We start from the raw sequence: 14,999 nt of genomic DNA on the forward strand, positions 1-14,999 counted from the left end.
GGGATTTACGCAATGCGTATTATTCTGCTCGGAGCTCCGGGCGCAGGTAAGGGGACTCAAGCCCAATTCATCATGGAGAAATACGGCATTCCGCAGATCTCCACTGGCGACATGCTGCGTGCAGCGGTTAAAGCTGGCACCGAACTCGGCAACCAGGCGAAAGCCATTATGGATGCCGGTAAGTTGGTTACTGATGAGCTGGTCATTGCGCTGGTTAAAGAGCGCATCACCCAGGAAGATTGCAAAAACGGTTTCCTGCTTGATGGTTTCCCACGCACCATTCCTCAGGCTGACGCAATGAAAGAAGCCGGTATTAAAGTGGATCACGTGCTGGAGTTCGCCGTACCGGACGAGCTGATTGTTGAGCGTATCGTAGGCCGCCGTGTTCACGCGCCATCAGGCCGCGTCTACCACGTCAAATTCAATCCACCGAAAGTGGAAGGCAAGGATGACGTGACCGGTGAAGAGCTGACCACGCGCAAAGACGATCAGGAAGAAACGGTGCGCAAACGTCTGGTGGAATACCATCAGCTGACTGCGCCGCTGATTGCTTACTACAGCAAAGAAGCGGAAGCGGGGCACACCGCGTATCACAAGATCGACGGTACGCGCAACGTGTCCGACGTGAGCGCAGAGCTGGCTAAGATTCTTGGCTAAGCGGATTGGGGCTGGCCAGGCTGGCCCCTTTTGCCCTCAACGCGTTGACTTGCCCCCTCTGTCTGTTTCTCTCCTCTTCCTGCATGCTGCTGGACAGAAGGCCGAGGTTCGCCTGATGCTAAATACAATGGCAGAACATACTGAGATGAGTATGCAGTGGGTTCACTTGCGACAGTAAAGTCACGACACAGAATGTGATATGCTCCTCTGCCTGTTTTTTCTCACGGCAGTTACCATGAAATTTCCCGGCAAACGTAAATCCAAACATTACTTCCCCGTTAGCGCCCGCGATCCGCTGTTACAGTCCTCCCAATTTGATAGTGAAGACGGCAGTTGGGTGGTCGGCATCGATCAGACGCTGGTCGATATCGAAGCCAAAGTTGATGACGCCTTTCTTGTTCGCTACGGCCTGAGCGCTGGCCATTCGCTGGTTATCGACGATACCGTGGCGGAAGCGCTGTATGCGGAACTGATGCGTGACGAACTGGTGACCCACCAGTTTGCGGGCGGCACAATTGGTAATACGCTGCATAATTTCTCGGTGCTGGCGGACGATCGTTCCGTACTGCTGGGCGTGATGTGCAACAATATCCAGATTGGCGGTTATGCCTACCGCTATCTGTGTAATACCTCCAGCCGAATGGACCTGAACTATCTGCAGGGCGTTGACGGTGCGATTGGCCGCTGCTTTACGCTGATTGGCGACCAGGGCGACCGCACCTTTGCTATCAGCCCGGGGCAAATGAATCAGCTCAGGGCGGAAAACGTCCCTGAAGACGTTATTGCGGGCGCCTCTGCGCTGGTGCTGACCTCCTATCTAATCCGCTGCGAGGCGGGCGAGCCCATGCCTGAGGCAACGTTAAAGGCCATTGAATACGCCAAACGCCACAACGTGCCCGTGGTCCTGACGCTGGGCACCAAACACGTCATCGGCGACAACCCGCAGTTCTGGCGCGATTTTCTGCGCGATCACGTTTCAATTGTGGCCATGAACGAAGAAGAAGCCCTGGCGCTGACCGGCGAAGCCGATCCTCTGCTGGCATCGGATATGGCGCTGGAATGGGTTGACCTGGTGTTGTGTACCGCAGGGCCGACCGGATTGTATATGGCGGGTTATACGGAAGAGGCGTTCAAGCGCAAAACGAATCATCCGCTGCTGCCTGGCGCGATTGCGGAGTTCAACCTGTACGAATTTAGCCGAGCGATGCGTAAACAGGACTGCCAGCAGCCGCTACGCATTTTTTCTCACATCGCCCCTTATATGGGCGGCCCGGAAAAGATCATGAATACCAACGGGGCAGGGGACGGCGCACTGGCCGCATTGCTGCACGATATTACGGCAAACAATTATCATCGCCGCAACGTGCCTAATTCCAGTAAGCATGCGCGCGCTTATCTCACCTATTCGTCCCTGGCGCAGGTTTGCAAATATGCGAACCGGGTAAGCTATCAGGTGCTGAACCAGCATTCTCCCCGACTGACGCGCGGCCTGCCCGAGCGGGAAGACAGCCTGGAAGAGTCCTACTGGGATCGTTAAGCCGGAAAGACAAACTGCCCCTCAGCAACGCTGCCGCTGCTGAAGGGCAGGTCATTAGCTGTTGCCTTCACAGGCGAGCCTGGTGTGATCCTGCTCAAGGTTTTCCTGCAGTTTCTGAATGATGCTGGCGGCAATCTCGCGTTCGCCCATCACGACATGGTTTGCGCCACGTTCCAGAATGTACTCCACCTCATCATCATAATGGGCATGCACAATGATGTTGATGTCCGCTTTTTTCTGGCGGGCGGCGGTAACGATTTCCCCCACCTCATATCCGTTGGGAATGGTGATGAGCAGCCAGGCTGCACAGTCCACACGGGCTAACTCCAGCGTGTTTGCGCGGGCAGCATTGGCCAGCACGGCCCGAATGCCCTGATCGCGTAGTGCTTTGACGCGAGGAATCGAACTCTCGACCACCACCACCGGAATATTGAGCGCCATCAGTTGCTCACACAGCAGGTTGCCGACGCGACCATAGCCAACGATTACCGCGTGATGGCAGATATCCACCGGAATCTGTTGTTCTTCTTCTTCCAGCGCCTCTTCGAGCGTCTGCTGCTCCATCGTTTCGTTCTTAGACAGATAGCGCCCCAGCAGGGTAAACAGCACCGGGTTGAGCATGATAGAAAGAATGGCGGCAGCCAGCACCAGATTACGGCCCTCTTCATCCAGCAGCCCCAGGGAGATCCCCAGCCCGGCAAGAATAAAGGCAAACTCGCCGATTTGCGCCAGGCTGACCGAAATGGTCATCGCGGTGCGGCGTGAATGACCCAGCAGCGAGACCAGAAACCACGCCGCGGCAGATTTTCCTATCACGACGATCACCAGCGCCCCCAGCACGGCCAGCGGTTCTTTCACCAGGATCATCGGGTCGAACAGCATCCCGACAGACACAAAGAACAGCACCGCAAAGGCATCACGTAGCGGCAGCGTGTCGCGGGCGGCGCGCTGGCTTAACTCGGACTCGTTCAGCACCATACCGGCAAAGAAGGCCCCGAGGGCAAAAGAGACGTCAAAGAACTCGACGGCGCCAAACGCAATGCCCAGCGCCAGGGCTAATACGGCCAGCGTAAACAGCTCACGTGAACCCGTTGCGGCACTTTTCGCGAGGATCCAGGGCACGGCACGGCGACCGACGACCATCATTAACACCATAAAGGCGGCGACTTTACCGATGGTCCAGAGCAGGTCCCATATCACCAGGCTGGCGCTGGCGTTACCCTGTTCCATCATGCCGGCAATCGCGGGCAGCAGGACCAGCGTAAGCACCATGACCAAATCTTCAACAATCAACCAGCCAATAGCAATCTGGCCGCGCTGGCTTTCAATAAGCTGACGCTCTTCTAATGCGCGCAGCAACACCACGGTACTGGCGGTAGAAAGACACAAACCGAACACTAAGCCCGTCATCCAGGACCAGCCCATCGCCCACGACATCAGCATTCCCAGTAAGGTCGCCACAGCGATCTGTGCGATAGCGCCGGGAATGGCTATCCGCTTTACCGACATCAGATCCTTGAGTGAGAAGTGCAGACCGACGCCGAACATCAGCAGGATAACGCCCAGCTCTGCGAGTTCCGGTGCCAGATTGGTATCAGCCACAAACCCCGGCGTAAAAGGGCCAGCCAGTACGCCCGCGACTAAATAACCCACTAGCGGCGAAATGCGTAACCGATTTGCCAGCATTCCAAGGAGAAAAGCCAGGACCAGAGCCCCGACGATAGTCGTAATCAACGGTGTGGTGTGATGCATGCCAGTCTCCATGGGTATAAATGTGTCCGCTTGTAACAAATGAGTCTAATGCATATCGGAAAGGATCGCTGAATAATTTGTGGGATTAACAGAAAAAATTATGCAAATACGAGAAAAATGCAATCGGAAGGCTGTTTTTATCACTTATCCCTATCACCGGCTGGTTTAGCGCTTCATCAGGAACAGAACGGAATAAGTTTACGCCCGTTAAATGACACAGACGTGACGCCAATGATGCGCGAATGCGCTATAAACCGTCACCAACCGGAACCAGCGTGAGATTTGATGAGGCCAGTCAGCCTCACAAGCGTAATAGCGGTTTTTTCAGATTGAAGCAGCGGTACCATCGCTGTGCTGGATGTCGGGTAAAAACATCGTGAAAACAGTCTATTGTGCCGAAGCTACAGCGCAAAGCTGACAGCACTCATGAAAAAAGTCTGGCTGTCAGGTTGAGCTGAAAACAGCAGTCATGCCGGAAAAAGCGCAAAGACCCACTTTGTCGAGTTGATGTCGCAGCGGTTAACAATGTTGCAGGTTTAATGAACAACACCTTCATATCCCGTCAACATTTAGCCTTTTAACAGCGCGTCAGAGAGAAGAGAGCGGAGAAATCAGACGGTTGGCGTTTCCTGCCAGGTCGCCTGGCCTGCCATAATGGCCAGACGGAGCCGTATTCATCTTGAGTTACGGCCGTTTCTGTGCGACACAGAAGGGCGCCGATGGCCGGCGGGTGAAACGGATAACAATCAAAGGAGAAGGGCTGTGTTGATATTTCGAGGGGCAGGAGCAGGTCTGGCACTGCTCGTGATGTTATCGTCGCTGTTTACCCATGCTGCAGTGCCTGACCGCAGTTACCGTTTCAGCATTCTGCATACCAACGATCAACATGGGCATTTTTGGACTAATGATCAGGGTGAATACGGGCTGGCGGCGCAAAAAACGCTAATGGATACGCAGCGTTACGATATTCAGGCCAAAGGCGGTGGGGCGTTAATCTTGTCTGCTGGCGATGTTAACAGCGGCGTGCCTGAGTCGGATGAGCTGGACGCGGAACCCGACATTCGCGGCATGAACCTGATTGGCTACGACGCCATGACGCTGGGCAATCACGAGTTCGATAAACCGCTCGCCGTCCTGCGTAAGCAGGAAAAATGGGCCAAATTTCCGTTCCTGGCCGCCAACGTCTATCAAAAAAGCAGTGGTAAGCGCCTGTTTAAGCCCTGGGCTGTATTTCAGCGCATGGGGTTAAAAATCGCCGTGCTCGGATTGATTACCCCCGATACCGCCCGGCTGACAAATCCTGCGCAGTTAAGCGATATCGAATTCCGCGATCCCATTGCCGAGGCCGAAAAGGCCGTCGCCGAGCTGCGTGCTACTGAGAAGCCCGACGTTATCGTCGCGTTAACCCATCTTGGCCATTATGACGACGGTCAACACGGCAGTAACGGTGTTGATGACGTGACGCTGGCCCGCAGTCTGCCAAAGGGTACCCTCAATATGATTGTCGGGGGGCATTCGCACGATGCGGTATGTATGGAAAAAGAGAATGTCAGCCGTAAAGACTATCAGCCAGGCCAACCCTGTGAGCCCGATCGGCAGAACGGCGTCTGGATCATGCAGGCGGAAAAATGGGGTAAATACGTAGGGCGCGGCGATTTTACCTACCGCAATGGAGAGGTGACGCTGGAGGCCTACCAGCTGATACCGGTCAACCTCAAACACAAAATCAAAAATCTTGATGGCAGTGAATCCTCACTGACCTGGCAGGAAGCCATCCCGGCTAACACCGCAATGATGAAACTACTGACGCCTTTTCAAAAGCGCGCAGACGCGAAGCTACGGGTCAACGTGGGAAGCATTAAAGGGGATTTCCCCGGCGAAAAAGAAACCGTGCGGTTTAAACAAAGCGCCATTGGGCAGTTAATACTGCGTGCGCAGATGGCCGCAACGCAGGCTGACTTCGCCGTGATGAGCGGGGGAGGGATCCGTACCTCGCTGACATCCGGCCCGGTTGCCTGGCGCGATCTGTTACAGGTACAACCCTTCGGTAATCAGGTCGTTTCCGTCACGCTGACCGGCGCAGAAATCAAACGCTATCTGGCGGTTGTGGCAAACATCAAACCTGATTCAGGCGGTTTTGCCCAGTTGGCCAACGTCAGCCTGATCGCCAACGGCAGCAGCGTCAGCCAGGTCAGGATCAACGGACAGCCGCTGGCAGATGAAAAAACCTATCGTATGGCGACAAACAGTTTTAATGCCGCAGGCGGGGATGGCTATCCGCGCATCGACACGCATCCGGGTTATGTGAACAGCGGCAAGGTGGATGCGCAGGTCCTGCGGGACTGGCTAAGCGCCCATTCTCCGGTGAACGCCAGCGATTACCAGCCACGTGAGGCGGTTATTTATCAGGCTGAGCAGGCAGCACCACCAAAGGACGAGGCGAAAGACGCGACGCCGTTGCGGCGCTATCCCAAAATGGTGCTGACGTGGATCCGGCACTGGAATGGAGAGAGTGCAACGCTGCATTAAGCCCAGGCAGGGAGAACGCCTCCCTGCTTGTTTTCAGGCGCGGCAGGATTTGCGGCCGAACCAGTGTGGACGCAGTTTGTCCCACACCAGGTTGTAGACGAAGGTGTAGGGCAGAAAGAACAGAAAAAACGCGACTTCAATTAAAAATGCCTGCCACAGTGAAATCTCCAGCATCCAGGCCGCCAGCGGCAGGCCTATCAGGATAAAACCGCCCTCAAAACCCAATGCGTGCAGCGCTCGAAGCAGGGCGCGGCGTTTCTTCCCTGGCGGATAAAACCGATCAAACACGCTGTTGTAAATCATATTCCATAGCATTGCCACCGTAGACAGCATGATCGCCAGCGCTCCCATCTGAAACAGGGGTTTATCCATAAACCATGCTGCCAGCGGAGCAATCGTCACGATGGCCAGGCCTTCAAACAGGGTGGCATGGACGATGCGCTCTGTGAGTGAACGGGTTTGCATTTCAATCTCCTTTATTCAGGCTGCGCATTCTCCCACGACAAAATGCTAAGATAAAATGATCATCTATCGATAAAAGCGATGGTTCTCATGCGTTACTCACCGGAATCTCTGGAAGCCTTTGTCCAGACCGTTGCCAGCGGCTCGTTCTCAGCGGCCGCGCGGGCGTTAAAAAAAAGCCAGTCTACCGTCAGCGTGGCTGTGGTTAATCTGGAAGCCGATCTCGGTTTCGCCCTGTTTGACCGGCGCGGCCGCCAGCCACAGCTCACCGAGCAGGGGCGACGCTTGCTGCCTCAGGTGCAGCAAATCCTCGCCGCCAGCGAGCGACTGGATGCGCTGGCGACGCGCTTGTCCGAGGGAACAGAGCCGCGGCTCAGCGTTGCAGTCTCAGATTTTTGGCAAACGCATTACCATCAGCGACTGCTTAAGCAATTTGATCAGCATTATCCTGATGTCGAGCTGGAAGGCATTGCGGCGGAAGATGATGATGTCGTTGAACTGTTGCAAACCGGGCGTGCGCATATTGGGGTGATTCGTGCCCAGCCAACGCTGCCGGCTGACATTGCGATCGCGCGCCTGCAGGTTGATGCTGAATTAGGGGTTTATCTGCATCGTGATCATCCCCTGGCGCGGGAAACCACGATCAGCGAAAGTCAGCTCGAACCTCTTCGTCACCTGCGCCTCAATACCTGGACCGATCGTCGTGCACCGACTTTCCAGGGGAGAGCCTGGTCTGCTCAAACCTATTATGTGCTGCTGGAGATGGCGGAACAGGGCTTTGGCTGGAGTATTTTACCCCGTTGGCTGGTGAAACAGTTTGGACATGGTGTTTTAAAGGAGTTGCCCTTACCAGGATGGCCGCAGCGCATCGCGGTTGACGTCGTCTGGTCGCGCCGCAATCCGCCCGGCCCTGCCGGGCGCTGGATGATTGATGAACTCTGCGCACTGCAACCGGCTTAGTCGCGTCGGGCAATATCCGCTAAGGGTGCCTCCAGCAGCCGTGACAGATCCTGTGGGCTTAACTCGATATCCAGCCCGCGCTTACCGCCGGAAATAAACAGCGTCGCAAAGGCGTTTGCCGAGCTGTCGATCACCGTAGGCAGGCGCTTTTTTTGGCCCAGCGGGCTGATACCGCCCACCAGATAACCGGTGATGCGCTGGGCCAGCATGGGATCGGCCATCTCGGCTTTTTTGGCATTGAACGCTTTTGCCACTTTCTTGAGGTCGAGCTGAGTGGCGACGGGCGTAACGGCCACGGCAAGGTGTTTCGCCTCGCCGTTCAACGCCACCAGCAGGGTTTTATACACCTGCCGGGCGTCCAGGTTGAGCTTACGAACCGCTTCGTCGCCAAAACTGGTTTCGTTACTGTCATGCTCATAAGGATGAAGTGTGAAGCTGACCTTTTGTTTTTCCAGTAGTTTTACCGCGGGCGTCATTGTTGCCTCATATTCAGAAAAATCTTATTACGTATTAATGAACAATAAATGTGGCGAAATAATGTGCTTTAGGCGAGAATTGCCACGCGCCAGCAATCCTGTTGTTGGCGACAACTAAAATCATTAACACATTCCTCTTTGAAGAGCCGATATGACTGTCGGCTCTCTTTTTTTTGCCGTGAGTTATCTGACGCGCATCATTCCCGGCAGGTTATTCTCGCCATATAAATGCAGAGCGCCGACCGCGACGACATATCGGCCCGAAGGCAGGCGACGTAAATGATCACACCACTGGCTGTTACGCTGGCTAATCAGCGTGTCGTTCAGGGTCTGACTGAATGTCGCTGGCAACGCAATCTGGGGATCGCGTGGCGGGCTTTCCAGCCACCAGCTCACCATCGTTTGCAACATGCGTGCGTTAGTGTGCCAGTGGGTCAGCGTATCCGCCAGCAGCGCCATGCCATCGTCGGGCAAGGATTTCAGCAGGGTGATTTGCGCCTGCGCACCTTCCAGTTCAATCACGGGTTTATCCATCGCCCGCGCGGCCTGTAGCAGCTGATAATCAATACCGAAATCAGGACGTAACCCCAGCCGCTGGGCCTGCTGGGCCTGTAGCATCAGCGCAATCTGCCAGGCCGGTAACGTATCAAACCGGCTCAGGGACAGACCGGTTTCGTTGCACAGTGTTTCAAGCTTCGCCAGCGCATCATCATCCATTCTGGCGATCAGTGGCGGACGCTCTTCCGTGTTTTCAAATGGCGATCCTCCCTGGGTAATATCCGCTTCAACCACCAGCGCATCGGCTTTTTGCAACTGCTGTAGCAGCCGGACCGGCAGGGGCTGCATGTCACGGGTGCCCATATGAATGCTACCCACCAGATGAAACCGGCATTCGCCCGACTGAATATCCACGGCGGGCCAACGATAGCTGGCTGGAAAAAGCGGATTAATCCAGTTACGTAAACGTTGCAAAAGGCGCGCTGTCATTCCCTGTCCTTCACTGTTTGAAAGCCACCATGCTAGCGGGATCCCGTTGCGAAAGACAGAGCAGGGCAGTTATTGCTAAACGCGTGGCTTATAGCGCAACAGGCGGTTAGCATTGCTCACCACGGTTATTGACGACAGCGCCATGGCAGCACCGGCAAAAACCGGGCTAAGCAACAGGCCGGTAAAAGGAAAGAGCACGCCTGCCGCCAGCGGAATACCGATAACGTTGTAAATAAACGCGCCAAACAGATTCTGCCGGATATTGCCCAGGGTGGCGGAGGCAATCTTTAAGGCATCCACCACGCCATGCAGATCGGCCCGCATGAGCGTAATCGCTGCGGTTTCTACCGCCACATCGCTGCCGCCGCCCATCGCAATACCGACATCAGCCTGCGCCAGTGCAGGAGCATCATTGATACCATCGCCCACCATGGCAACCTGCCTTCCTTGCTGCTGTAGTTGGCTTATCGCATCGGCTTTACCTTCGGGCAGTACGCCTGCAATCACCTCATCAATCCCGACTTCATGCGCAACAGCCCGGGCCGTATTTTCATGATCCCCGGTCAGCATAACCAGTCGGTAACCCGCTGCATGCAGCCGCTGCAGTGCTGCTTTCGCTTCGGGGCGCAGCGTATCCCGCAAGCCAATCAGACCGGTAAGCTGTCCATCCTGTGCCAGTAATACCGGGGTTGCCCCTTGCCGGGTGAGCCTGTCAATTTCAGCCCGCGCCGGTTGGCAATCCACGCCGTAATCGTGTAACAGACTGACATTACCCAGTAACAGCTGTCTGCCATTGAGTATGCCGCTTACGCCTTTGCCGCGTATTGTACGAAATTGCGCAATCGCGGGTGTTGCTGCGGTACCCGCTTCCGCCAGGATCGCTTTCGCCAGTGGGTGACCCGATGCCTGTTCCAGGGCCGCCGCCGCAGACAGGATCGAATCGCGCGTGCTGCCGTTCCAGCTCATCACCTCGGTCACCTGCGGTGTGCCCCTTGTCAGCGTGCCGGTTTTATCAAACACCAGCGTATCGATACGGCTGGCGCGCTGCAGTGCATCGGCATCGCGTACCAGCACGCCGTATTCGGCGGCGCGGCCGGTTCCGGCGATAATCGACATGGGCGTGGCCAGGCCCAGCGCGCAGGGGCAGGCAATAATCAGCACTGTGGTGGCCACCACCAGCGCGTAGGCAATCTGAGGCGCCGGACCGGCGGTATACCAGACTGCGGCGCTTATCAGGGCGATAAGCACCACCACCGGCACAAACACGGCAGAAATACGATCGGCCAGGCGACCCACATCTGGCTTACTGCTCTGGGCTTTACGGACTAACTGAATGATGCGCGCCAGCGTCGTATTGCCGCCGGTCGCGCGGGCAATGAAGCGTACTGTCCCGTCCTGCACCAAGGTGCCGGCAAACAGACGATCGCCCTGCGTTTTGCTTTGCGGCACCGCCTCACCGGTCAGCATGGCCTCATCACACCAGGCTTCACCGTCCTGGACTTCGCCATCGACCGGCACGCGATCGCCCGCGACCAGCCGCAGGATCATGCCGGGCTGTACCGCGCTAACCGGCATTGAGGTTTCACCCTGTTCCGTTACGACTCTTGCCTGTTCCGGCGTCAGATCGAGCAGGTGTTCCAGGGCTCGCGAGGAACGCTGACGCGCGCGTTGTTCAAGCGCATGACCCAGATTGATCAGGCCGAGAATCATTACGCTGGCTTCGAAGTAGAGATGACGCGCCTGCAGCGGGAAGAACGCCGGCCAAATCACCACGCTAAAGGAGTAGATCCAGGCGGCGGCGGTGCCCAGCGAGACTAAGGTATCCATTGTCGCGCTGCGGTTGAGCAGGCTGCGGCAGGCACTGCGGTAGAAGTGACCGCCCGTGGCGACCATCACCAACAGCGTGACCGTGCCCAACACCAGCCAGGTGGTATGATTGTCCTCGGTGAGCATCATGTTGTCGCCCAACATGCCCCAGATCATTAACGGCACGCCAAACAGCAGTGCAAGTCCCGCCTGCCAGCTAAAACGTCGCATGGCGCGTCGGGCGCTGCGCTGCTGCTTTTCACGTCGTTGCTGTTCGTCTTCGACCACTTCCGCCCCATAGCCGGCCGCATCCACGGCGGCGACCAGCAGATGGGGTGCCACATTGCCCATCACCAGCGCGCTGCGTTCGGCCAGATTCACGCGGGCCTGTTGCACACCACTTACCTGCTCAAGGGCTTTCTCAACCCGGCTGACACAGCTGGCGCAGCTCATCCCGTCGATTAACAGCACGTGAGCGGGCTGATTTTCAGTTGCCGGAAGAGGAGAAGACTCCGTTGTCAGCGCCTCCGGCGGCGGCTCTGCTGCTGTCAACGGCTCAGGCTTTGGGCTGGAACCCGCAGCTTTTAATGTTGCATGGTAGCCCGCTTGTTCAACGGTAGCGATCAGCGCGGTAGCGTCTGCACGGCCTGACACGCGGGCTTCCTGTTGAGTAACCTCAGCCTGCTCGACATCGTCGCGCTGTTCGAGCGCATCTTTGACGCGTTTTACGCAGTGGCCGCAGGACAATCCGTCCAGCGCCAGAACAATCGTGTTTGACATGGTTGACTCCTTTATCAGATGTGCGGGGTTGATCGTTCAGATGTGACTGTCATTCAGGTTAAACCTTCCCTCAAGGGGAAGGTCAAATCCTGAATGGCCAGATAAAGGAAGTTTATTCACCGGTGGTGTACCTGGCTTGCTGGCGTTGACATGACTCAGGACGCCACAAGAAGAAAGCCCCGCGTAACCTGCACTGTCCAACTTTTGCGGCAGTCCAGATAAGCAGGGCTTTTTTGACTTTCATCCGGCTTAAAGGCGTGCAAGCCCGCTGATGAAAAGGGGTGACGAAATGACGGCCAGCCCTGCGCTTACTGCCGAGGCTTCATCCTGTTCGATCATGCCTGTCGCTCAAGATATACATAGTTCCGTGCTTCGCCAGATAAGCGGGACTGATTTACCTGCTATCCGCGTTAACGGGATCGACATTTCGCTGTTCCCTGCTGTGCAACGGTTTTCGCCAGGCATGCTAAACCCTTTGCAGGCGCACAGGATGAGTCAATTACCCTTTGGGTCTGGTAAAGAAGACCAGCGTCCCGATAATGATGTCGCCAATAACCCAAAGGGTGCCGATCGCCATTAAACCTAAACCTGCTCCAAGCGCAGCACCGGCTTTTTCCGCATCGGAAGCCGCGTTATTGATAACGTCGCCACTTCCACCTAATCCTGCGAACAGGCAGTACACCATAAGAATGTTAAACAGAATGAAAGTCCACTTAACCATTTTGCCAAAAAAAGAGCGACGCGGCTTTCTGAGCTGCCTGGCACATGATGGACAACGTAATGCTGAATCACTCACTTCCTTATGACATTCTGGACAGCTGACTAAAGCCATAATCCAATCCCCTATACTTTAATGATGATAATGATTTGTTACAAACTGGCGGGATTTTATCGGAATTTTCTGCGTTGACAAGCGTTATCATCTTATTTTTTATAGGATTGATGACAGATTGACCGGCTAACCAGTTTGTTTTGAACTCAGGCGCGTTTTGGCATTACTCAGGTTAACCGGAAGCGTCAGCCGAAGGCCTCTGCAGCGACCGCGTTGACTTAGATACCGGGACGAGAACCCTTTTACCAGGCAGGGTGATCTATAATCTCCTGCATGAAATGCCTTGTTTTCCACCTGTTCTCGGGTGCAAAACGACAGAGTCGGGCACGAGTGACGTAGAATCAAACACTGATTTAGCCCGGCAGCTCAAGGGCTGGGCCTTTTAGAAGCGCCCCGTATAGGGGAAGATCAGGAAAACTGTTATGAATATTAGTACCGTGGCGAAAAAGACCGGGCTAACCAGTAAGGCTATTCGTTTCTATGAAGAAAAGGGCGTAGTCACGCCCCCGCTGCGCGGCGATAACGGCTACCGGCATTACAATTCACACCATCTTGATGAGCTGAATTTATTACGCCAGGCACGGCAGGTGGGGTTTACCCTTGATGAGTGCCGCGAGCTGGTCGGGCTGTTTAACGACCCTGAACGCCACAGCGCGGACGTTAAGGCGCGTACGCTGCAGAAAGCTGACGAAATTGCTGCGCATATTGAAGAACTGCACGCCATGCGCGCACGCCTGTTGGCGCTGGCGGCGGCCTGCCCGGGTAATGACAGCGCGGACTGCCCGATCATTAATAACCTGGCAGGCTGCTGCAGTCAGGTTGGCGGCACGCGAGACTGAATGCGCAGAGTAATACCTTCCACTGCTACCACTTCAACCAACGTACCGGCAGGGAGATTCTGGTCTGCCTGAACGCGCCAGCTGCTGTCGCCAACGCGGACGTGACCGATACCGTTTTGCAACGCACTGTCCAGGGTCAACTGCAGGCCGATCATCTGGTTGCCGCGCTGATTAAGGGAATTTGGCTGCTGGTTGCGCTCGCGATAGCGCATTACGCGATGCCAGATAAATACGCTCGCCAGCGTTAATGCGGCAAACAAAGAGCCCTGGGCGGTCCAACTAAGCGGCAAAGCCCATTCTGTGATACCGACCAGCATGGCTGCGAGCCCGCTCCAGAGCAGGTAGCCATTTGTGCCGAGCATCTCAGCCGCCAGTAGCAGCCCGCCCAGCGTCAGCCAGAACCAGTGCGGATGGGCAACAATCTCACTCACCATCAGCGTTTCGACTCGCTGCGGGTTTCTTTTAACAGCTCACCAATTCCGCCGATCGCACCCAGCAGGCTGCTGGCTTCCAGCGGCATCATCACCACTTTACTGTTACTGGACTCACCAATTTTCTGCAGCGCATCCGTGTATTTCTGCGCCACAAAGTAATTTACGGCCTGAATATCGCCGGCGGCTATCGCTTCCGACACCATTTTCGTGGCGCGGGCTTCCGCTTCCGCCTGACGTTCACGGGCTTCAGCCTGCAGGAAAGCCGACGTTCGTTCCCCTTCCGCTTTTAAAATCTGCGCCTGTTTTTCCCCTTCGGCCCGCAGAATTTCCGCCTGCCGCACACCTTCCGCCGTCAGAATATCGGCTCGTTTAGTACGCTCCGCTTTCATCTGGGCGTTCATGGCGCCAATCAGCTCCTGTGGCGGACGAACGTCACGAATTTCAATACGGGTGATTTTTACGCCCCAGGGATTGGTAGCTTCATCAACGATATGCAGTAAGCGGGTATTAATGCTGTCTCGCTGAGACAGCATCTCATCCAGTTCCATGCTGCCCAACACGGTGCGCATATTGGTCATAGTGAGGTTAAGAATCGCCAGCTCCAGATTGCTGACTTCATAGGCGGCCCGCGCCGGATCGATGGCCTGGACAAAACAGACCGCATCAATCGTGACGTTGGCGTTATCTTTGGAGATGATCTCCTGAGAGGGAATATCCAGCACCCGTTCCATCATATTGATCTTATGACCGATACGATCCATAAAGGGAACAACCAGACTCAGGCCGGGCTGAAGCGTGCGGGTGTAGCGGCCAAAGCGTTCGACCGTCCACTGATAGCCTTGCGGAACGATTTTCACGCCGGACCATACGGTGACCAGGGCGACCAGGATGAGAACAGGAATCACGGTGAGCATATAACCTCCAGGTTGTCAGATGAACGGGCCAAAT

13 protein-coding genes are annotated in these 14,999 nt (G+C 55.7%); 5 read left to right on the forward strand and 8 right to left on the reverse strand.

The window, feature by feature from the left end; all coding sequences use genetic code 11:
- The first annotated feature begins 12 nt into the window (after positions 1-12).
- Both adk and EL29_RS02600 read left to right on the forward strand, forming a co-directional pair.
- Positions 13-657, forward strand: coding sequence for an adenylate kinase (gene adk / locus EL29_RS02595; RefSeq protein ID WP_013024924.1), 645 nt, complete (start codon positions 13-15; stop codon positions 655-657).
- Between the two features lie 235 nt (positions 658-892).
- Entirely contained in the window at positions 893-2,194 is a 1,302-nt protein-coding gene (locus EL29_RS02600; protein ID WP_026021084.1) for an inosine/guanosine kinase, read from the forward strand.
- 54 nt (positions 2,195-2,248) lie between these two features.
- Here the strand turns inward: EL29_RS02600 and ybaL are convergent, their stop codons facing one another.
- On the reverse strand, positions 2,249-3,946 hold the full coding sequence (gene ybaL / locus EL29_RS02605) for a YbaL family putative K(+) efflux transporter (RefSeq protein WP_028714893.1): 1,698 nt from the start codon (positions 3,944-3,946) through the stop codon (positions 2,249-2,251).
- 807 nt (positions 3,947-4,753) lie between these two features.
- Here ybaL and ushA point away from each other — a divergent pair.
- Positions 4,754-6,475, forward strand: coding sequence for a bifunctional UDP-sugar hydrolase/5'-nucleotidase UshA (gene ushA, locus EL29_RS02610; RefSeq protein WP_228525899.1), 1,722 nt, complete (start codon positions 4,754-4,756; stop codon positions 6,473-6,475).
- A gap of 33 nt (positions 6,476-6,508) precedes the next feature.
- Here ushA and EL29_RS02615 read toward each other — a convergent pair whose 3' ends face one another.
- A complete protein-coding gene (locus EL29_RS02615) occupies positions 6,509-6,940 on the reverse strand; it encodes a multidrug/biocide efflux PACE transporter (RefSeq protein ID WP_028714894.1) in 432 nt (143 codons plus the stop codon).
- A gap of 87 nt (positions 6,941-7,027) precedes the next feature.
- On the opposite strand from EL29_RS02615, the gene EL29_RS02620 reads away from it, so the two are divergent.
- The gene (locus tag EL29_RS02620; RefSeq protein ID WP_028714895.1) at positions 7,028-7,897 is read left to right on the forward strand and encodes a LysR family transcriptional regulator; all 870 of its coding nucleotides are present in this window, start codon (positions 7,028-7,030) and stop codon (positions 7,895-7,897) included.
- On the opposite strand, the gene ybaK is transcribed toward EL29_RS02620, so the two are convergent.
- From ybaK to EL29_RS02640, 4 genes are all read right to left on the reverse strand, one after another.
- Positions 7,894-8,373 carry a Cys-tRNA(Pro)/Cys-tRNA(Cys) deacylase YbaK gene (gene ybaK / locus EL29_RS02625; RefSeq protein WP_013024930.1) on the reverse strand — a complete coding sequence of 160 codons (480 nt, stop codon included), beginning with the start codon at positions 8,371-8,373 and terminating at the stop codon, positions 7,894-7,896. The genes EL29_RS02620 and ybaK overlap by 4 nt on opposite strands.
- Before the next feature lie 183 nt (positions 8,374-8,556).
- Complete coding sequence (locus EL29_RS02630) at positions 8,557-9,360, reverse strand: TraB/GumN family protein (protein WP_013024931.1); 804 nt, start codon at positions 9,358-9,360, stop codon at positions 8,557-8,559.
- A gap of 75 nt (positions 9,361-9,435) precedes the next feature.
- On the reverse strand, positions 9,436-11,946 hold the full coding sequence (copA, locus tag EL29_RS02635) for a copper-exporting P-type ATPase CopA (protein ID WP_028714896.1): 2,511 nt from the start codon (positions 11,944-11,946) through the stop codon (positions 9,436-9,438).
- 499 nt (positions 11,947-12,445) lie between these two features.
- On the reverse strand, positions 12,446-12,778 hold the full coding sequence (locus EL29_RS02640; RefSeq protein WP_013024933.1) for a hypothetical protein: 333 nt from the start codon (positions 12,776-12,778) through the stop codon (positions 12,446-12,448).
- Between the two features lie 422 nt (positions 12,779-13,200).
- On the opposite strand from EL29_RS02640, the gene cueR reads away from it, so the two are divergent.
- Complete coding sequence (gene cueR, locus EL29_RS02645; protein ID WP_015700811.1) at positions 13,201-13,617, forward strand: Cu(I)-responsive transcriptional regulator; 417 nt, start codon at positions 13,201-13,203, stop codon at positions 13,615-13,617.
- Here cueR and EL29_RS02650 read toward each other — a convergent pair.
- Both EL29_RS02650 and EL29_RS02655 read right to left on the reverse strand, forming a co-directional pair.
- Entirely contained in the window at positions 13,593-14,051 is a 459-nt protein-coding gene (locus EL29_RS02650) for an NfeD family protein (RefSeq protein WP_028714897.1), read from the reverse strand. The genes cueR and EL29_RS02650 overlap by 25 nt on opposite strands.
- A complete protein-coding gene (locus EL29_RS02655) occupies positions 14,051-14,965 on the reverse strand; it encodes an SPFH domain-containing protein (RefSeq protein ID WP_013024936.1) in 915 nt (304 codons plus the stop codon). The genes EL29_RS02650 and EL29_RS02655 overlap by 1 nt, the downstream gene beginning before the upstream one ends.
- Between the last annotated feature and the right edge of the window lie 34 nt (positions 14,966-14,999).

The organism is Pantoea ananatis LMG 2665, from assembly GCF_000710035.2.
GTDB classification, from domain to species: Bacteria; Pseudomonadota; Gammaproteobacteria; order Enterobacterales; family Enterobacteriaceae; genus Pantoea; species Pantoea ananatis.